Annotated in this window: 19 protein-coding genes, 1 tRNA gene and 3 pseudogenes; 17 read left to right on the top strand and 6 right to left on the bottom strand. The window is 34.9% G+C overall.

Features of this window, described 5'->3' with window-relative positions:
- Positions 1-61 precede the first annotated feature (61 nt).
- The 5 genes and pseudogenes from C7K42_RS03530 to C7K42_RS03510 all read left to right on the top strand — a co-directional run bounded on the left by C7K42_RS03530 (position 62) and on the right by C7K42_RS03510 (position 3,719).
- A complete protein-coding gene (locus C7K42_RS03530; RefSeq protein WP_014125044.1) occupies positions 62-379 on the top strand; it encodes a PTS sugar transporter subunit IIB in 318 nt (105 codons plus the stop codon).
- A 319-nt stretch (positions 380-698) separates the two neighbouring features.
- On the top strand, positions 699-1,019 hold the full coding sequence (locus C7K42_RS03525) for a PTS lactose/cellobiose transporter subunit IIA (protein ID WP_014125043.1): 321 nt from the start codon (positions 699-701) through the stop codon (positions 1,017-1,019).
- A gap of 23 nt (positions 1,020-1,042) precedes the next feature.
- A pseudogene (locus C7K42_RS03520) lies at positions 1,043-2,296 on the top strand (PTS sugar transporter subunit IIC).
- 94 nt (positions 2,297-2,390) lie between these two features.
- Positions 2,391-3,566, top strand: a complete 1,176-nt coding sequence (locus C7K42_RS03515; protein WP_103099925.1) for a GNAT family N-acetyltransferase — start codon at positions 2,391-2,393, stop codon at positions 3,564-3,566.
- Between the two features lie 79 nt (positions 3,567-3,645).
- Positions 3,646-3,719 (top strand) — tRNA-Arg (locus C7K42_RS03510).
- A gap of 97 nt (positions 3,720-3,816) precedes the next feature.
- On the opposite strand, the gene C7K42_RS03505 is transcribed toward C7K42_RS03510, so the two are convergent.
- The gene (locus tag C7K42_RS03505; RefSeq protein ID WP_014125040.1) at positions 3,817-5,013 is read right to left on the bottom strand and encodes an FAD-dependent monooxygenase; all 1,197 of its coding nucleotides are present in this window, start codon (positions 5,011-5,013) and stop codon (positions 3,817-3,819) included.
- Positions 5,014-5,138: 125 nt separating this feature from the next.
- On the opposite strand from C7K42_RS03505, the gene C7K42_RS03500 reads away from it, so the two are divergent.
- The 5 genes and pseudogenes from C7K42_RS03500 to C7K42_RS13025 form a co-directional block, all read left to right on the top strand.
- Positions 5,139-5,663 carry a TetR/AcrR family transcriptional regulator gene (locus C7K42_RS03500; protein ID WP_014125039.1) on the top strand — a complete coding sequence of 175 codons (525 nt, stop codon included), beginning with the start codon at positions 5,139-5,141 and terminating at the stop codon, positions 5,661-5,663.
- 216 nt (positions 5,664-5,879) lie between these two features.
- The gene (locus C7K42_RS03495) at positions 5,880-6,623 is read left to right on the top strand and encodes a YoaK family protein (RefSeq protein ID WP_014125038.1); all 744 of its coding nucleotides are present in this window, start codon (positions 5,880-5,882) and stop codon (positions 6,621-6,623) included.
- A 78-nt stretch (positions 6,624-6,701) separates the two neighbouring features.
- A pseudogene (locus C7K42_RS03490) lies at positions 6,702-7,362 on the top strand (HAD-IC family P-type ATPase); the annotation flags it as partial.
- Between the two features lie 81 nt (positions 7,363-7,443).
- Entirely contained in the window at positions 7,444-7,629 is a 186-nt protein-coding gene (locus tag C7K42_RS03485) for a DUF1541 domain-containing protein (RefSeq protein WP_014125035.1), read from the top strand.
- Positions 7,630-8,108: 479 nt separating this feature from the next.
- A pseudogene (locus C7K42_RS13025) lies at positions 8,109-8,204 on the top strand (alcohol dehydrogenase); the annotation flags it as partial.
- Positions 8,205-8,276: 72 nt separating this feature from the next.
- Here the strand turns inward: C7K42_RS13025 and C7K42_RS03480 are convergent.
- On the bottom strand, positions 8,277-9,638 hold the full coding sequence (locus C7K42_RS03480; protein WP_124175394.1) for an IS4 family transposase: 1,362 nt from the start codon (positions 9,636-9,638) through the stop codon (positions 8,277-8,279).
- 116 nt (positions 9,639-9,754) lie between these two features.
- On the opposite strand from C7K42_RS03480, the gene C7K42_RS03475 reads away from it, so the two are divergent.
- Positions 9,755-10,636, top strand: a complete 882-nt coding sequence (locus C7K42_RS03475; protein ID WP_103099822.1) for a zinc-binding dehydrogenase — start codon at positions 9,755-9,757, stop codon at positions 10,634-10,636.
- Between the two features lie 268 nt (positions 10,637-10,904).
- Here the strand turns inward: C7K42_RS03475 and C7K42_RS03470 are convergent, their stop codons facing one another.
- Positions 10,905-11,243, bottom strand: a complete 339-nt coding sequence (locus tag C7K42_RS03470; RefSeq protein WP_014125031.1) for a helix-turn-helix domain-containing protein — start codon at positions 11,241-11,243, stop codon at positions 10,905-10,907.
- Between the two features lie 304 nt (positions 11,244-11,547).
- On the opposite strand from C7K42_RS03470, the gene C7K42_RS03465 reads away from it, so the two are divergent.
- Positions 11,548-11,793, top strand: coding sequence for a hypothetical protein (locus C7K42_RS03465; protein ID WP_103099821.1), 246 nt, complete (start codon positions 11,548-11,550; stop codon positions 11,791-11,793).
- On the opposite strand, the gene C7K42_RS03460 is transcribed toward C7K42_RS03465, so the two are convergent.
- Positions 11,767-13,125: an IS4-like element ISTeha3 family transposase gene (locus C7K42_RS03460; protein ID WP_014123593.1), complete on the bottom strand. Its 1,359-nt coding sequence runs from the start codon at positions 13,123-13,125 to the stop codon at positions 11,767-11,769. The two genes, C7K42_RS03465 and C7K42_RS03460, sit on opposite strands and share 27 nt — an antisense overlap.
- A 294-nt stretch (positions 13,126-13,419) precedes the next feature.
- On the opposite strand from C7K42_RS03460, the gene C7K42_RS03455 reads away from it, so the two are divergent.
- Positions 13,420-14,118: an LD-carboxypeptidase gene (locus C7K42_RS03455; RefSeq protein WP_103099906.1), complete on the top strand. Its 699-nt coding sequence runs from the start codon at positions 13,420-13,422 to the stop codon at positions 14,116-14,118.
- A 59-nt stretch (positions 14,119-14,177) separates the two neighbouring features.
- Here C7K42_RS03455 and C7K42_RS03450 read toward each other — a convergent pair whose 3' ends face one another.
- Entirely contained in the window at positions 14,178-15,539 is a 1,362-nt protein-coding gene (locus tag C7K42_RS03450) for an IS4 family transposase (RefSeq protein ID WP_069028955.1), read from the bottom strand.
- A gap of 147 nt (positions 15,540-15,686) precedes the next feature.
- Between C7K42_RS03450 and C7K42_RS03445 the strand changes: the two genes are divergently transcribed.
- The 4 genes from C7K42_RS03445 (at position 15,687) to C7K42_RS13275 (ending at position 16,858) form a co-directional block, all read left to right on the top strand.
- A complete protein-coding gene (locus C7K42_RS03445; RefSeq protein ID WP_170157598.1) occupies positions 15,687-15,851 on the top strand; it encodes a hypothetical protein in 165 nt (54 codons plus the stop codon).
- Between the two features lie 34 nt (positions 15,852-15,885).
- Positions 15,886-16,326, top strand: coding sequence for an OsmC family protein (locus C7K42_RS03440; protein WP_014125028.1), 441 nt, complete (start codon positions 15,886-15,888; stop codon positions 16,324-16,326).
- An 88-nt stretch (positions 16,327-16,414) separates the two neighbouring features.
- Positions 16,415-16,672 carry a DUF3290 family protein gene (locus C7K42_RS03435; RefSeq protein ID WP_014125027.1) on the top strand — a complete coding sequence of 86 codons (258 nt, stop codon included), beginning with the start codon at positions 16,415-16,417 and terminating at the stop codon, positions 16,670-16,672.
- 60 nt (positions 16,673-16,732) lie between these two features.
- Entirely contained in the window at positions 16,733-16,858 is a 126-nt protein-coding gene (locus tag C7K42_RS13275) for a hypothetical protein (RefSeq protein ID WP_256729043.1), read from the top strand.
- Positions 16,859-16,980: 122 nt separating this feature from the next.
- Here C7K42_RS13275 and C7K42_RS03430 read toward each other — a convergent pair whose 3' ends face one another.
- Positions 16,981-17,670: a M23 family metallopeptidase gene (locus C7K42_RS03430; RefSeq protein WP_103099903.1), complete on the bottom strand. Its 690-nt coding sequence runs from the start codon at positions 17,668-17,670 to the stop codon at positions 16,981-16,983.
- Positions 17,671-17,913 lie beyond the last annotated feature (243 nt).

The raw sequence follows: 17,913 nt of genomic DNA, 5'->3' as shown, positions 1-17,913 counted from the left end.
TAGTATTGGCATGTTTATTGCTTATATAAAGTTGAAAGATAAAAATTAAGGAGTGGAAAAAATGGCAGAAAAAACAATTATGTTAGTTTGCTCAGCTGGTATGAGCACTAGTTTATTAGTAACAAAAATGCAAAAAGCAGCTGATGATAAAGGATTGGACGCTGAGATTTTTGCTTGCTCATCTTCAGAAGCGGATCAAAAATTGGAATCTAATTCAGTTGATGTTCTATTATTAGGCCCACAAGTACGATTTATGAAGGGTGATTTTGAAAAACGCTTAACACCAAAAGGAATTCCATTGGATGTCATTAATATGTCTGACTATGGAATGATGAATGGTGAAAATGTATTACAACAAGCACTTAATTTGATGGAATGATAGCTATCGTTACAAAAGATCAGAGAGAAAAATAGAAATCTACTCCCTATGATTAGAAAGATAGGGAGTAAAAATTACATTTGTTCCCTGAGAATGCAAAGACAGGGAATGAATTGCTAAAAGACTCCCTGAAATTGCTGGAAAACGAGGTTTTTTTTAAAAAATAGAAAGAAAAATGTTAAAGATAGGGATAGAATTTTAAATTTACTCCCTGAGGATGAAAAGATGGGGGTTAAATTGAAGACTCATTCCCTATGATTAACAAGACAGGGAGAAAAAACTACTTTTGCTCCCTGAAAAATATTAGGAGGAATTTTATATGGATGAACAAGAAAATATGGAAGCGGTCATGGGTTTAATTATGTATGGCGGCAACGCTAAGAGTGACGCGATGGAAGCTATTGCAGCAGCTAAAAAAGGGGATTTTGAATTAGCGGATCAAAAACTAAAAGATGCTGATACTTCCTTGAGCCAAGCCCATGAATCACAAACCGGCATGTTAACCAAAGAAGCACAAGGCGAGCATATGGATGTCACTTTGCTCGCGGTACACTCACAAGATCATTTGATGACAGCTATTGCTTTTAAAGATTTAGCGACGGAAATCATTGATTTATATCGTCGCTTAGACGAAAAATAAAAGCTAGCTTCAGGAGGAGAAAAATGGATACATTTGTACGTTTTATGGAAGAAAAATTTGTACCCGTAGCTTCAAAGATTGGCGCCCAACGTTAGTTAGTTGCTATTCGTGATTCATTTATGGTAACCATGCCACTAATGATTCTGGGTGGTTTAGCGACTATGATCAATAACTTGCCTATTCCAGGTTTTCAAGAATTTATGAATTCAATTTTTGCTAACGAATCGTGGAAAGGCTTTGGTGATTCTGTTTGGGAAGGTACTTTTGCGGTACTATCAGTTATGATCGCTTATTTAGTTGCTCATAACTTATCCAAGGGCTACGGGAAAGATCCAGTGGCTACAGGAGTTGTTTCGGTAGCTTCTTTCTTTGCACTAGGCGGTGCGACAGGCATGTCAAGCACAGGTTTGTTTGTTGCTATTATCGTAGCTATTATTTCAACAGAATTATTTGTTCGCTTGATCGGAAATGAAAAATTAGTTATTAAGATGCCAGACGGTGTACCACCAGCAGTCGCAAAGTCATTTGCAGCTTTGCTTCCAGCGATGATTGTTATTAGTATATTTGGCTTAATTACAGCAATTTTTGCAGCTTTTGGTTTTGACGATATTATTAATTCATTCTATGAAGCTGTACAACAACCGTTTATGGGAATGGCTAATACGTATTGGTCAGCTTTATTGCTAGCATTTATTACACCATTTTTATGGTTCTTTGGTTTACACGGAGCTAATATGATTGATCCATTTATGCAAACCATCAATGCACCTGCAATTGAAGCAAATATCAACGCTATTTCAAATGGTGATGTTGCGCCTTACATTGTAAACAAACCTTTTATTGATAGTTTTGTAAACCTTGGAGGAACAGGAGCTACACTTGGCTTAATTATCGCGATTTATCTTGTAGGTAGAAGAAATAAAGCTTATAAAGTTGTAAACAACTTGAGTGTTGCACCAGGACTATTCAATATTAATGAACCCATGTTATTTGGTTTACCTATTGTATTAAATCCTATTATGTTTATTCCGTTTATTATCGTTCCAATGGTCTTAGTATCTGTTGCTTACTTTGCGACAAGCATTGGTTTAGTCCCTGTTTCAACAGTGATGCCACCTTGGGTGACGCCACCAGTTATTGGAGGATTTTTAGCAACGCAAAGTTTTTCTGGCGCAGTGCTGGCTGCCGTTAACTTAATTTTGTCAGTAGTTATGTATATTCCTTTTGTAAAAATGGGCGTAGACCAAGCATTGAAAAAAATCGCAGAAGAAGAATAAAAAAGGCTAAGGTAGCTGTGTAAGAATGGACTACCTTGGCTTTCTTTTAAATTTCGTGTATGTTTAGAGCAGTATATAAAAATGAGGTGAGTAAGTGACAATTAAAAAATTACAAGAAGAAAACTTTACTGAGAGTTATCAATTAGCGCATTACGCCTTTCGTTTTGCAGATGATCAGCAACATCAAGAAGGTTTTACTACATTGTTTAACCATTCAAACGTTTATGCTGCGTTTAACGAACAAGAACTTGCCAGCCAAATGATTGCTACACCTTTAAAGGTACAACTATATAATCAATTATTTGATATGGCAGGGATAGGTTTTGTCTCTTCTGATCCTTCATTTCGGGGACAGGGAAACATTGATCAATTAATGCAAAAAATGCTGGTAGATTGCTATGAAAATGGCATTTTGCTTTCCTACCTGGATCCTTTTTCTTATCCGTTTTATCGCAAATATGGATATGAGCTAACATTTGAACGTATTTGTTATGATGTAGAAAGTTCAGCTTGGCCAGATAGTCCAAAACCTAAAGGATATGTACGAAGAAAGACTTGGGCACAAGCAAAAGAAGCAATCAAGCAAATTGATCAAGCTTCTTCTAAACATAAACACGGAGGTATTTTAAGAGAAGGCTGGTGGTATGAATATAAATTTAATATTTCGCATAGCTATTATTTTGCGATTTACTATAATGAAGAAGATCGTCCAGAAGGTTATCTAGTATATAAGATTAAAGACGGAAAATTTCATTGTGTACGTTGGGTAAATTTAACAGAATCTGCTTATCGAGGAATAAATCGGTATATCAGCTCACACAAAGATTCGACGCAACGTATTATTTATGAAAAAGGCTATGCGAAAAATGAAGACTTTTTCTTAAATGATAATCCTATCGGAAAAGCAGAGATTCGTCCTGAAATGATGGCTAGAATCGTTGATGTCGAAAGCTTTTTAAACAAAAGACTTTTAAAAGACGTTAAAAAGTCTTTTGCTATTACGATTGAAAAGGATCATTATGCACCTTGGAATGAAGGAACTTTTGAAATTGTAAATAAGAAGCAAGTAAATATTGTTAAAAAGGAAGTTAACCAAACCCAGTTACCGCAATTAAAGATTAGTATCCAGCGATTAACGCAGTTATTATTTGGTTATTGTTCCATTGATACATTAATATTTTATGATTTAGTAGAAATAGACGAAGAAATTATCGAAACTATTCGTCAATTAACCCCGCAACAAGCACCCATTCTAGAAGATTATTTCTAAAAAACATCCTATTTTATCGCTGAAATTATCTTGCTCTTTTGCAAGCAAAGCGATAAAATAGGATGTGGCTTTTTTATATGTCCCTGTAGCTCAGCAGGATAGAGCGACTGCCTCCTAAGCAGTAGGTCGGAGGTTCGAATCCTCTCAGGGACGGTAATTTATGAATGCTGAAGTCTTTATTTAACAAAGACTTCAGCATTTTTTTATTTTATAAATAAAAATGTGGTCTAAAAAGCTAAGTTCTACTTAGTTATTGATTGGATAAGTTTGGGTACTCTATAACCCTCGTTATATCAATCATATCATGAGCTTCCATATCTTCTGTGCTCATATTTTCCAGTTGTTTTAGAATAATACTTCTTTTTTCCATTTCTTCTTCATTTTTTGGATATAAAATGAAAGAACCTTCATTTTCAATTGCTTTTTGATTTATTTCTGCGAGTGGTTTCATAACTTTTTCGTAATTTGAAAGTGCATCATCAATATTATTCTTATTTTTTAATTCATTCGCTAAAATATAAGAACCTATTATTGCCAGACTTGATCCTTGTCCCGTTAGAAAAGAAGGGGCGTGGGCAGCGTCTCCTGTTAAAACAATGTTATCTTTTGACCAATCATCCATGATAACCTGGGTTGTAGTATCAAAAAATATTTCTTCTGATTTATCTAATGCTTCTAATAATTTTGGAACAATGCCGCTTATATTTTTAAATTTATTTTTGACCAATTCTTTATGTTTCTCTATATTTCTATGATTAACAAAAGGTTCCTTTTCATCACTAAAAACTAGAAACGCATGCACTGATTCTTTGTTTTCAGTAGCATACATAATAGCTGTTCGTCCTGCTTCTGAATAGATAACAGCCTCTTTATGCATATTTAAATAATTTTCCATAGTGAAACCTGTAAAACAATGACCTAAATATTTGGTGAATTTTTCTTCTTTACCAAACGTTAGTTTTCTTGTATTGGAATGAATACCATCTGCTCCAACCACTAAATCATATTGCTTTTTTGTGCCACTTTCCAATTCAGTTTCGACCCCATTATTCAAAGAGACTATTGTTTTAATAGAGTCATTAAAAATAATTTTTATATTTTTCTCCTGTACTGCTTTATACAGGGCATGAGTTAGATCACCTCTTGGAATTTCAATATCCTTATTGTCTTTCATTGACTCATCTGTAAATTTCGAAATGATATTATTTTGACTATCTAGAATATTAAACTTCATATTATTTAAATTTTGGGCGTTCAATTCTTCATGGATTCCCATCATTTGGACTATATTTATAGCGCTTCCTCTTACATCTATAGGATAACCGCCGCCTCGTATTTTGCTTGCCCTTTCAACAATTGTTACGTCAAAACCATTTTCGTTTAACCAATACGCTGATGTAAGGCCGGCCATACTAGCTCCAGATACTAAAACTTTTTTGTTTTCCATATCCCTCATCCTTTTTCATTTATTTGACACTGAGTTTCTTTACTATATCTTACCTTTAGTGAAACTCAGTGTCAATGTAAAAATATTATGATACAATACAATTATAATATTTTGGAGGGGAATAAATGGATAAAGATATAAGAAAGCATGTTCTTGAAATTGCCGATCGTTTATTTGAAGAAAATGGTTATAACAAAACAAGTATGGAAAAAATCGCACAAGAATCGGATATTTCACGAAGTACATTATTTAGAATGTTTAAAACGAAAAGTGAAATTTTATTTTTAAGTAATAATGACTTATTGAAAGACACACTTGATGAATTTTTAGGAAAAGATTACACATTAAAAGAAATGATTCAAAAAGTAATTGAAGTGTTAGATAGTGCTTCATATACAGATAAAGTAAATTATATGAATTTAATGAAAAAACTTAAATCTGAACCTGATTTTCAATCTCAAATTTTTTTTAAAGCCTTGAAAATACTTCCTGATTTTCCATCTAGTGAGGATGACCCTTATGATGTACTAAAAGGCGCATTTTTTGGAAATGTTATTACTGCTTGGTCTCGAATATTTGAAAATCCTACCATTGATTCTTTAGATCAAGTTAAAATTCAATTGATTGAATTTGAAAAAAAGTTTCTATAAAAAATATAGAAACGTTTAAAAAGTGATCATTAAAAGATAGCTAAATCTTTCCGCTAAACAGCTATTTTAATTGCTAGTAGCTGTTAATGGCCTTAACAGATTATATTTCTTTGCTATTTGTGATAAAATTGTAATGTTTTATTGAGCACCTAATACAATACAATTGCGTTTGATTATATATAAAAACCAGATGATAGATATAAGGAGATTTTGTAGGTGAAAAGTATTTTTAGTAATATGAAGCATCTTGATATATATATTCATTACATCATTGCTCTTTGCGGCGGCTTTTTTGGCATGTATGCAATTACAAGTCGTATGGGAAATTTCGGGCAAGCGCAGACAGCAAATTTAATTGAAGTCGTAAGAAATATATTAGGCAGAAATATGTCAGAAGGCGCGTTGCGCATCGTAGCTGCGCTACTTTTTATGGGCGGGATCATATCAGCTACGATAATGGAAAGAAAAACTAAGATAGATTTACGCTATTTTTCTATTTCTTTTGATTTAATTGCTGCCATTTTGATTGGTTTTTTCCCTCTTAGTATGAACCCAGTTATAGCTCTTTACCCAGTGTTTTTTGCAACAGCATTTCAATGGTGTATATTCAAAGGCGCAAAAGGGTATCCTAGTGCTACCGTTTTTTGTACGAATAACTTAAAACAGGCCACAATATCCATCATTGATTATTTTTTGCTGTCCCAAGGTAATCCCGAAAGAAGAGAAAAAATTGAAAAGGCAAAATTATATGGAGGTACGTGTGTGAATTTTTATTTAGGTGTACTAATTAGTTATTTGTTATGGCGCTTTTACGGTGTTCATAGTATTTGGTTTATTACACTACCACTTTTAATAAATTTTGTATTAGTTGTTTTGGATAGTAAGAGACACGCCTTCTACCTTAATGTTGAAAAAAACGCAGTTCACGAAAATCTTTCCTATGATACGACAAAGCTATGAAAAAGAAACGGTCAGATGGGAATTTTTGCTGTCTGACTCCTTTTTTAATGATAATGTTATTGATAAGGGCGTTTTATCATGAGTATAAAAGATAAAAAAACTGTTCAGGTTAAGATTGATAAAGAAGTTACTGACCAGTTAGCTAATGAGGGAAAAACCCCAATATTTATTACAGAGGATAATTGTTTGATTGGCATTATTGCAGTTGCCGATACAGTAAAAGGAAATAGTATCGCAGCGACTGATAAATTGCATAATATGGGCTTGCAAGTTGCGATGATCACAGAAGATAATACAAAAACGGCTGAAGTCATTGCTAAGCAAGTGGGGATTGATCGCGTATTCAGTGAAATTCTACCCGAAGACAAAGCTAACGAAGTGCAAAAATTACAAAATGAAGGACTTCATATAGCTATGGTCGGTGATGGTATCAATGACGCGCCTGTTCTAACACAATAAGACGTAGGTGTTGCGATTGGATCAGGCACGGACGTAGCAATCGAATCAGCGGATATTGTATTAATGCGTAGTGATTTGATGGATGTACCAATTGCGTTGGGTATTCTACACTTATTTGGCGGCCTGCTACTAAATCCAATGTTTTCCGGAGCGGCCATGAGTTTAAGCTCAGTTTCCGTACTATTCAATGTACTACAATTTGAAAGGCTTTAAACCAGTGAGGACGAAAACTAAAGCAAGTAATTCTCAACCAGAAACAGTGAAAAAAGCAGCTGCCTAAAATTGTTCTTTTAAGAAATCTTAAATCAACTTTTTTAGATAAGGTTGTGATATAAAAAAAGTTGCATATCATAAATGGGGAGTGCAGCAGAAATTAGAAAATACTGTTATTCCAGCTGATCACATGGAAGGAATGAAGGATGCAACAGTGACTATTGATAAGGTAATCAGTGGGACAGTTTATATTGTCGATTACAAACCTACAGATGATGGAGAAATTATAAGAGATCATATGAGGTTAACAGAAAACAAAATGGCAGCAAATTAGCAATTTGCTTATTAAAATAAACTTAATATAAAAAAGCATGCTAGGTTAAATTCTTTCATTAAACAGGTAAGTTGTTACAATCTTTAGAAGCGGGAAATTATAACGTTTCCTGTTTTTTTAATTCTAATATTACGAATATGAATACAATAAATATGAGACATCAAAGTAGAAATTAACGTGCATTATTTGGAGGGAAAAACCTGCTAGTAGTAGTGAAATGGAATCAGAATTCTTTGGAAGCTAAATAGTAAAGAGAATTGGAATCAAACAAACCGCATGGCTAGTTGATTATTAGTGGACTAATATTTATTTTAAACGCATTCTTACAACAAAGATGGTTTCTAATAACCCAATTGTTGTAGTAGATCTTTTCCCATTTGGTTATTCATTTATGTTGTTTAAAAAAGGGGTTTAATTAATCAAGACAAACTTGTATTTAAATAAAGAGTGAATTATAAGAAAAAGGAGAAAAACAAATTATGAAAGCACTATATTTTAATGAATTTGGTGATTCTTCAGTATTACAGTATGGAGAAGTTGCTGAACCACAAATTAATGAAAATGAAGTACTTATTAACTAAAACTTGAAACCTACTTTTCGATACGTATCCCTTGGTATACCAAGGATCTCATGCACAAAATTAACTTCAACCTGCTTGCTTGAGCTGTTTTTGTATAGAGGAAGGTAGTTTTTCAAGGAACTGTTCGATAATGTTATTTAATACGGCTTCATCCAAAACATATTCATCCGCAAAAGCTTCTTGGAATAAAACGAGTAATTGCAGAATGGCTTCCGATACAGAAAGCTCGGAAAGCTCATCAATGAGAAGATAAAATAACTCGCCAAGCGTTCGGTCGTCTTTACTTTCACGTTCTTGCACCGCTAGGATCATATAACCGATAGCTACCAGTGTCGTATGCGCAAAGATCCCGTCATAAGAAATCCCTTGGTACTTGGCTAATTTTAAGTATTGTTTGCACATCTTGAAGTAGACTTCCACCGACCAGCGTCTAGCATAGAGCTGAATGATCTCGTCTTCGGTCAGATCGATATCGGTCGAAGCTAAGACCAAATAGTCGTTTCGTTTATTGCGATTGCGAATATATACCAACTTAATGGGAAGGACTTTCCCTTCTACGACAGCTTCTACTTGGACACTCAAAAGATAGCGAGAACGACCGCGGCGTTTCTTGTTTCGTTTGAAGATTTCTTTGACATCCATCTTTTGGCCTTGATAACGGTAGTAGATCTTTTGACTACGTTTAACCATCGCTACGCAGTGGCATTTCAGGTCACGGATCTGTTGGAACATTTTGGGACTGGAAAACCAAGTATCGAATAAGACATAATCCGCATGGATCCCTTGGTTCAAAGCCAATCGAAGCAGTTCCAGTGTCACTTCCGTACCTTTACGAAGCGCTTGAGCTTTACGTTTCCCCCTATTCGTGCGTTGATCCCCGATATCAAGATCAGATTGGAGCTTTCTTTTCCCGGAGAGCAAGGAAAAAGCGACGGGGACAAAGCTGTTGCCATCACTCCAGCCTAATTGTAAATAACGAAATCCTTTGAAATATTTTTTCTTGGCATAGTCGTATTGTAAAGCGGCACACGCCACTTTTTTCGCATTCAAGCGAGAATACATGGAGTCATCCACGATAAACGTGGTCTTTCGGGCATCATCCGTCAATGGACGTAGGAAAGTAATGACGGATTTAGCCACTAAGATCAGTAATTTTTGCCAATGAATGTGCGGATCATTCAAAACGTTGCGAAATGTTTTATCTGAAAATGATAGCTGTTCCTTTTGCTTTTGGTAAAACCGATAGGTAGAACCGTTGGTAAAGATCGAAGCTAATAGGAACGAAAAAATAACAGAAACGGAGAAACCCTTCCTGTGCACGGCATTCGATTTTTTAAGAGCAGAAGCTACATGGAACTGATGAAAAAAATCAGACACAGAGGTAGAAATTTTTTCTGAGTTTGGCGTTGTTTGTGTTATAATTGACATGGCATGAACACTCCTTGGTTAGTGGTTTTTCGTTGATTCTATTATACCAGGATTTGAGTGGTTCATGCTATTTTTGTATCAAAAAACGTTTATTTATCAAGGGATGAACTGTATTTTTGAACTTTCAAGTTTTAGTTATTAAAACAAAATATATTGGAGTAAATTTTGCGGATATTTATAGAAGAAGAGGCGATTATCACATAGAGGATCATTCTCCTCCATATATCAATGGTTATGAAGGCGTTGGAGAAGTTGTTAAAATAGGAAAAAATATTAAAAGTTGCTCTATAGGGGAAGATATTTTGTTTGTGGATGTTCCTTTCGCTAATGCGGAACTGGTATCAGTACCAAAGGAAAATATTATAAAAATACCCAAAAATATGAATATAAAGCTGGCAGCTAGTATAGGTCTGCAAGGTTTAACTGCCGAATTTTTAGCCAATGATTTGGGGCAAAATGTGAGAGGAGATAAAGCCTTTATCTACGGGATTAGCGGTGGAGTTGGTCAAATTCTATCTCAAATATTGGGAGCAGACGGTGTTGATGTCTACGGGCTTACTTCTTCAATAGAAAAACAAGAAACTGCATTGAAGCAAGGGGCAAGGGAAGTATTTTTAAAAGAAGAGGAATGGTTTAACGATGTTCAAAATTCCTTTGATACTGTTTATGATGGTGTAGGCATTACTGTTCAGCAGAGTATTGATTTGACTAAAAATAGAGGTAAAGTTGTTCTTTTCGGTATGGCAGGGGGTACACCGCCTCAAGTTAATTTAATTGAACTACTTACAAAATCAAAAAGTATCTTAACTGGAGACTTATGGGATTATTTGACAAGCTACGAAGAAAGAGAAGAAAGAAGCAAACGATTATTTCAATATTTTGTAGATGGTCAAATTACCATTAGTGAACCAACTATTTTTAGATTAAGAAACGGCAAAGATGCTCATGAATTTTTAGAAGCTGGAAAGAATATTGGCAAGGTTTTATTAACTCCTTAGAGATACATTTTGGTATGAGATATTTTCAAAGAGAACAAGAATAGAAGAACTGATCATTTCATAACAAAAGTAGTGTATTCCTGCCATAGTAATCTTAGCGTAAATTTTTGATTACTATGAGAGGAATTTTTATTTTGCTTAAAAGTATAAATAGCTCCCCATTCTCTGGCAAGAAAACAAAAATATTTTTTTATGATAAGTTCGAAAAAATAAAATAAAATCTTTTTTTATATAAACGAAATGTATCAATAAAACTAACCTAATACCATTACTGTTTCTTCCGTTTTTGTTTAATAAACTCAATATAATCCAAGATATCTTCCATTTCATCTTCTGAAACACTATCTCCCATATGCTTGGCTACGGTCTGGCTTTTACTTTCAGGTAAATCATATTCTTTATTTTCTCTTCCTAATAGATAATCAGTAGAAACAGTAAAGACGTCAGCGATTTTTTCTAGCTCGTTAGTAGAGACTTTTCTTGTGCCATTTTCAATTTTATTCATCGCTGATTTGTCCAAATTAAGTTTTCTTCCTAATTCTACTTGTGTCCAGTTATTTGATTCTCTTAGATTTATAATTCTTCTAATCAAAGAAGTATCAGACATATTAAGCGCTCCTTTCGTTGCTAATTACGCAAATATAATAACATGGTTTCTAAAAGTGAAATAAGCAAGTTTCGATATTTGATAAATTATAGTTGACGTTGCTAAAAAAGCAATGTAATCTAAAGGTAGTAGTTGCGCTAAAAGAAACTTGTAATATTTTTCGGGAAATAGAATTGGGAATATAGCAAATTTTGTGAAAATAGGGAGTTGCTGAAAAAGAAACAAAAAAAGAAAGGAGTTTATCATCTAAAATACTTATGCGTTTTTCAATAAACGATAAATTAATAAAATGGAGGAAAGAACAATGACAGAAGAAGAGAATCAATTATTTACTGAAGTTTTTAAGAGCGGTTTTGAATTAGACGGTTTAGTTCAAAATTTAGATTTTTTAACTTTCGAACGTTTTCCAGGTACGAGTATTACAATGAAAGATATTGAAGCTTTACATGGTTTGACAGCAGCTTTTTCAGTTTTATCAAAAAAACATATTAAAGATATTACTACTCTGAATGAATTACATTACTCAAGTTTCGCACACCAAATTCGGTAGATAACCCTTGATATAGTTGGGTAGCGTATCGATCCAGTGTTGTAGTTGACTTTCAATAAAGTCTTGTAGTGTACTTTCTGCTTTTTCGCTGACAGCCTGAATGATCTTGACCAACTCAAGCAATGCCACAGACCAATCAAGTTCTTTCATCTGATCTGCGAGTTCATAAAATAAGCCGCCCAGTGTCCGCTCGTCATTGGCACAGCGTTGTTGCCAGCTCAAGAGAATATAACGGGTAAATACAATGGTCGTGTGACAGAGCAGGGCTTGATAATTCCGTGTCTGTGTTTCTTGCGCTAAATGAAGCAGTGATTTTGATGCTTTAAAGAATGTTTCGATATCCCACCGTAAAGAATAGGTTTTGACGATCTCTTGAGAAGACAGCGTCAGATCATCCGTCATAATGGCTAACCAGGCACTTTGTTTACTGTGGTTTTTCACAAAAACGATCTTCACAGGATGCTGACCAGCACAGGGCTGGACGATAATGGACGAAAGAATAGCTTCAGCAGTTACTTCTTCCGTCGATTTTTGGTAGAGTTCGCTTAATTTATAAAAACGCCCTTGGTAGAGATATTTTGTTTTTCCGTTTTTCATCATCCCTATCGTATGAATGCCTAAATCGTGTAACCGATCGATCATTTTCGGACAAGTAAACCACTTGTCCATGAGCACATGCGTGGCATAAATGCCCTGATCAAGGGCACGTGCCACCATTTCAACCGCCACTTCAGGCATGGGACGCTGCGCTTCTTTGAATCGACGAGCGCCCACGGTTCGCTGGTCTTGTACAGAGATGGTGGGCTGGACTTTTTTATTGCCAGAAAGCAAACTAAAATCAATAGGCAGAAACGAATACCCATCGGAAAAGCCCAACGTGAGCATACGATATCCTTTGTAGCCTTTTTGCAAGGCATGATCCCATAGACGGGCTAAACCAGGGACTTTTTGACTCCGATTTCGATAAAAGGTAGAATCGTCTAAAATCAAGGTGCGTAGATGAGTTTGAGGATCCGTCAGACGATGGATCTTTTCGATCACCGAAGTACTGAAACGAAGAAGAAAGGTCCGCCAGTTATTGTGAGGATCGTTCATCAAACGATAGACCGTATCTTTTTTCATCCATTGGTCCGCCTCACGTCCAGAAAGGACTTGATGAAGCGATTTGCCTTTAAAGACTAAAGAAAAAAGAAAAGTAAAGATGACTGCGACGGAATAGCCTTTTTGCTTGTGGATGTGAGCTTGACGCAAAAAGGAAGGCACCTTTAATTCGGAAAAAGTCGCTTTTACTTCATTTGGTAATTGATTTTTGATGGCTTTTAAGTGTATCATAAGGGCAAGAACTCCTTTGTCTTTGATTTGTGGTAAATCAATTATAAAACAAAGCGAGTTCTTTTTGTATCTTTTGTTAAAAAAGTCAAGAAGGCGATTGAATTCAATGCAGGCCCAGATCTGGCAATGGATTATCCTATTTTTTTATGTGCGAAACTTGAGTTACATTAAATTATTCTGGAAAAATTTGTCTACAATAAAAAGACGTGTTCTTTAGCGATTGACGGAATATATATAAAAGGCTAGGATTTAACTATAGAATTAAAACCTAGCCTTTTTTGAGGAGGCGCTGTTGTGCGTATAAAACCAAAAGATAAGAGAAAAGTTGCATTAGTGGGAAACTCTGATCCTAGAACGAACCTCCAAGAAGTTTACGATATAAAAGAGATATTAGAAAAATTGGGTTTAGACGTTATACTTAGTCCAACTTTGCAAGAAAATACGCTTTTTAATACTGGTGAAAAGGCTGAAATTATGAATCAATATTATGCAGATGATTCGATAGAAGCTATTTTTGATATCTCTGGAGGTGATATCGCTAATGGTATTTTAGATAAGCTAGACTATTCACTTATTCGGAAGCAGAAAAAGAAATTTTATGGTTATAGTGATCTTACAACAGTGTTAAATAGTTTAATAAGTCAGAGCAATCAAGAGGTAGAATTATTTCAAGTAGCAACTTTACTGTGGGATGCTAGTGGAAAACAAATTGATAAATTTAAATCTTCTTTTTTTGATGGCGCAAAGGATTTGTATCAAACTAGTTGGGAGTTTTATCAAGGTAATGAGATAGAAGGCGAAGTTATTGGTGGAAATATCCGTTGCTTTTTAAAATTAGCCGGAACAAAATATATGCCTGATCTAGCCAACAAGGTATTGTTTTTAGAAAGTCATGGTGGAGGAAAAGAAAGCTTATATTCCATGTTTTATCAGTTAAAAGGATTAGAAGGTTTTGATAAGATTGCTGGAATTTTATTAGGTACTAAAACTTGAAACCTATTTTTCGATACGTATCCCTTGGTATACCAAGCATCTTATGCACAAAATTAACTTCAACCTGCTTGCTTGAGCTGTTTTTGCATGGAGAAAGGTAGTTTTTCAAGGAACTGTTCGATAATGTTATTTAATACGGCTTCATCCAAAACATATTCATCCGCAAAAGCTTCTTGGAATAAAACGAGTAATTGCAAAATGGCTTCCGATACAGAAAGCTCGGAAAGCTCATCAATGAGAAGATAAAATAACTCGCCAAGCGTTCGGTCGTCTTTACTTTCACGTTCTTGCACCGCTAGGATCATATAACCGATAGCTACCAGTGTCGTATGCGCAAAGATCCCGTCATAAGAAATCCCTTGGTACTTGGCTAATTTTAAGTATTGTTTGCACATCTTGAAGTAGACTTCCACCGACCAGCGTCTAGCATAGAGCTGGATGATTTCGTCTTCGGTTAGATCGATATCGGTCGAAGCTAAGACCAAATAGTCGTTTCGTTTATTGCGATTGCGAATATATACCAACTTAATAGGAAAAACTTCCCCTTCTACGACAGCTTCTACTTGGACACTCAAAAGATAGCGAGAACGACCGCGGCGCTTTTTATTTCGTTTGAAGATTTCTTTGACATCCATCTTTTGGCCTTGATAACGATAGTAGATCTTTTGACTACGTTTAACCATCGCTACGCAGTGGCATTTCAGGTCACGGACCTGTTGGAACATTTTGGGACTGGAAAACCAGGTGTCAAATAAAACATAATCTGCAGAGATCCCTTGGTTCAAAGCCGATCGAAGCAGTTCCAGTGTCACTTCCGTGCCTTTACGAAGCGCTTGAGCTTTACGTTTCCCCCTATTCGTGCGTTGATCCCCGATATCAAGATCAGATTGGAGCTTTCTTTTCCCGGAGAGCAACGAAAAAGCAACAGGGACAAAGCTATTGCCATCACTCCAGCCTAATTGTAAATAACGAAATCCTTTTAAATATTTTTTCTTGGCATGGTCGTATTGTAAAGCGGCACACGCCACTTTTTTCGCATTCGAGCGGGTATACATGGAGTCATCCACGATAAACGTGGTCTTTCGGGCATCATCCGTCAATGGACGTAGGAAAGTAATGACGGATTTAGCCACTAAGATCAGTAATTTTTGCCAATGAATGTGCGGATCATTCAAGACATTGCGAAAGGTCTTATCCGAAAAAGGCAACTGTTCCTTCTGCTTTTGGTAAAACCGATAGGTAGAACCGTTGGTAAAGATCGAGGCCAATAAAAACGAAAAAATAACAGGAACCGAAAAACCCCTTTTATGGACTGCGTTTGCCTTTTTCAACGCAGAAGCCACATGGAATCGATGAAAAAAATCACTCACAGAGTTGGAAATTTTTTCTGAATTTGACGTTTTTTGTGTTATAATTGACATGGCATGAACACTCCTTGGTTAGTGGTTTTTTGGTAATTCTATTATACCAAGTTTTGAGTCGTTCATGCTATTTTTGTATCAAAAAACGTTTATTTATCAAGGGATGAACTGTATTTTTGAACTTTCAAGTTTTAGTTAGGTACTTTTATTTCTTATCAAAAAAGTTATGAGCAACCTATTGAAGAAGTACTTCAAAAGATTTTGCAAGATGATGATTTACCGATTGCAAAAACAGAAGAGATTGGACATGGCGCCAATTCTAATGCATTAAAATTAGGAGAGTATATGGAAATAAGTCACTTTCATAAGTAAGGTTTTATTGTTAATTTAAAAAGGAGGAAGTAAGATGGCAGTTGAGCTAACAAAAGCAGAAGTAACATTAGAAAGTGGATTGAAAGTATCTTGTAAATCTAGAGGTTTTGAAATTACGCTAGATGAACCTGAAGCTGATGGTGGTACCAACACTGGAATGAATCCAGTAGAAGCATTATTAAATTCTTTAGGCGCGTGTTTAACCATTGTGGCAAAGTCTTTTGCAAGAGTTAAAAAAATCAACCTAAAATCGTTTAAGGTTGATCTGGAAGGGGAGTTAGATTCAGATGGTTATTTGGGAAAAAATCCAAATGCTAAAAAGGGATTTTCGAAAATCAAGACAACTTTTCATGTTGAAGCAGACAATACAGTAGAAGAGATCAAAGATTTTATTGAATTTGTCATTCAAACATGTCCAGTTCACGATACCATCGTAAATACGCCAGATTTTGAAACAGAAATTGTGACTAAATAATTTGAAACAAATTTTTGTGTTTGTTACTATCAAAGTGAGAAGTTGTTAGTTTTTGCTAACGGTTTTTTCGATTTTTAGGAGTGATAAAATGAATGCGTTGTTAGGGACGTTATTTTTGTTAGGAATTATTGGTACATGGTATTTTGTAAAGAAAAGACCTAATAAGCAGTATCGTAATATTTCACTTGGCATAGCATTAGTTGCTGCTGTGCTTATATGGCTTGTTCCAAGTAGTTATTTTTACTTTGTTAGCGATAATAATATGACTAAACAACCAGTTGAAAAGGTTATAAAGAATGGACTTAAAAACGAAAATTTAAGTCAAAATTTTGTAGGAGAAAATTAAAAAATATTCTGGAATTAGTGTAACATTTTGTTTCAAAATTTATGAAAAAAGGTGTTCTATGTGGCTGGTAAAAAGAAAGGTACAATGTATCCTTTAAAGGTTTTAGGTAACTTAGTGGGCTGGGTTGTTATTTTTGGCTTAGTAAGATGGGCTATTAAAAATAAACGTGCTAATAAAAATGCTTGAAGCTAAAATAATATTTAACTAATAAAAAGGTTTTCCCATTAATTTTGGAAAACCTTTTTATTGTTTTGTTATTCATTTTTTGGAATGTTCTGTTGATTTTTATCATATTTTAGCAACAAGCCTTATTCTATTTTAAAACGAATGCGTTCAGTTGCAGTCGGAATTTCATTTTTCATTTTCTGCCAAGATCCACCATTATATTTTTCATATTGTTTAAAAACAAAAGGAAGTCCTTGCGCAATTTCGGGATTAAAGGAATTCATTAAATGAAAATGTAAGTGCGGCTCGGTAGAATTTCCGCTATGGCCAACTTTTCCTATAAATTGTCCTTTTTGAATTTTATCACCGATATTAACAGTAATTGAGTCTTTTTGTAGATGGGCAAACACGGCATAGACATTATCTTTTCTTTTTAAAATGACATAATTACCAGCGATTGACTTCAATCCATCTTTTTTAGGACTGAAGAAGAGGGAATTACGAATAGCTGAAGTTTGATCGTTCAACCAAGAAGCTGTTTTTCCATCTGCTATACTATCTTCAACTGTCACAACTTCAGCTGTGAAAGGAGCGTAAACAGCTTTTCCAAAACAGTAATAATTCTCTAAAGGAATCCCTTTTGTAAAATAATCTAGTTTTCTTTTGTCGTGAGTAGGGTGTTCTGCTTTTTGCCAATCAACCTGTACAAAATCAAAAGCGTACCTTAAACCAAATTTATCTGTTCCGTGACTAGGAACACGATCTGCTGGACTCACTTCGACAAACCATTGGCCACGTAATGGAAGTTCAATAGATATTGGGCTCTTATACATTATGTTCTCTCCTTCTAAACTGACAGTGAAACATAGAAATTTATAAAAAGTTAAAAGCTAGAAATACAGAAGAGATAATACTTATAAAACTATGGGTCAACCAACTTGGTAAAATTGAAAAACAAATGGCTTGAATTTAGTATCGAATGAATCGCATCTCTCATAGCATACGTGTTATCACTAGTGGTGCATGAAACATTTTAAATTCACTCATTATGTTTCACACTATTTCCATCCATAAAA

It is taken from the genome of Tetragenococcus halophilus subsp. halophilus DSM 20339 (assembly GCF_003841405.1).
GTDB classification, from domain to species: domain Bacteria; phylum Bacillota; class Bacilli; order Lactobacillales; family Enterococcaceae; genus Tetragenococcus; species Tetragenococcus halophilus.
This window is presented reverse-complemented; position numbering and strand designations above follow the sequence as displayed.

Coding starts and splice junctions, on each gene's coding strand:
- C7K42_RS03530 (WP_014125044.1), top strand. CDS start 62: ATGGCAGAAAAAACAATTATGTTAGTTTGCTCAGCTGGTATGAGCACT.
- C7K42_RS03525 (WP_014125043.1), top strand. CDS start 699: ATGGATGAACAAGAAAATATGGAAGCGGTCATGGGTTTAATTATGTAT.
- C7K42_RS03505 (WP_014125040.1), bottom strand. CDS start 5,013: ATGGAAAACAAAAAAGTTTTAGTATCTGGAGCTAGTATGGCCGGCCTT.
- C7K42_RS03500 (WP_014125039.1), top strand. CDS start 5,139: ATGGATAAAGATATAAGAAAGCATGTTCTTGAAATTGCCGATCGTTTA.
- C7K42_RS03480 (WP_124175394.1), bottom strand. CDS start 9,638: ATGTCAATTATAACACAAACAACGCCAAACTCAGAAAAAATTTCTACC.
- C7K42_RS03470 (WP_014125031.1), bottom strand. CDS start 11,243: ATGTCTGATACTTCTTTGATTAGAAGAATTATAAATCTAAGAGAATCA.
- C7K42_RS03465 (WP_103099821.1), top strand. CDS start 11,548: ATGACAGAAGAAGAGAATCAATTATTTACTGAAGTTTTTAAGAGCGGT.
- C7K42_RS03460 (WP_014123593.1), bottom strand. CDS start 13,125: ATGATACACTTAAAAGCCATCAAAAATCAATTACCAAATGAAGTAAAA.
- C7K42_RS03450 (WP_069028955.1), bottom strand. CDS start 15,539: ATGTCAATTATAACACAAAAAACGTCAAATTCAGAAAAAATTTCCAAC.
- C7K42_RS03440 (WP_014125028.1), top strand. CDS start 15,886: ATGGCAGTTGAGCTAACAAAAGCAGAAGTAACATTAGAAAGTGGATTG.
- C7K42_RS03435 (WP_014125027.1), top strand. CDS start 16,415: ATGAATGCGTTGTTAGGGACGTTATTTTTGTTAGGAATTATTGGTACA.
- C7K42_RS03430 (WP_103099903.1), bottom strand. CDS start 17,670: ATGTATAAGAGCCCAATATCTATTGAACTTCCATTACGTGGCCAATGG.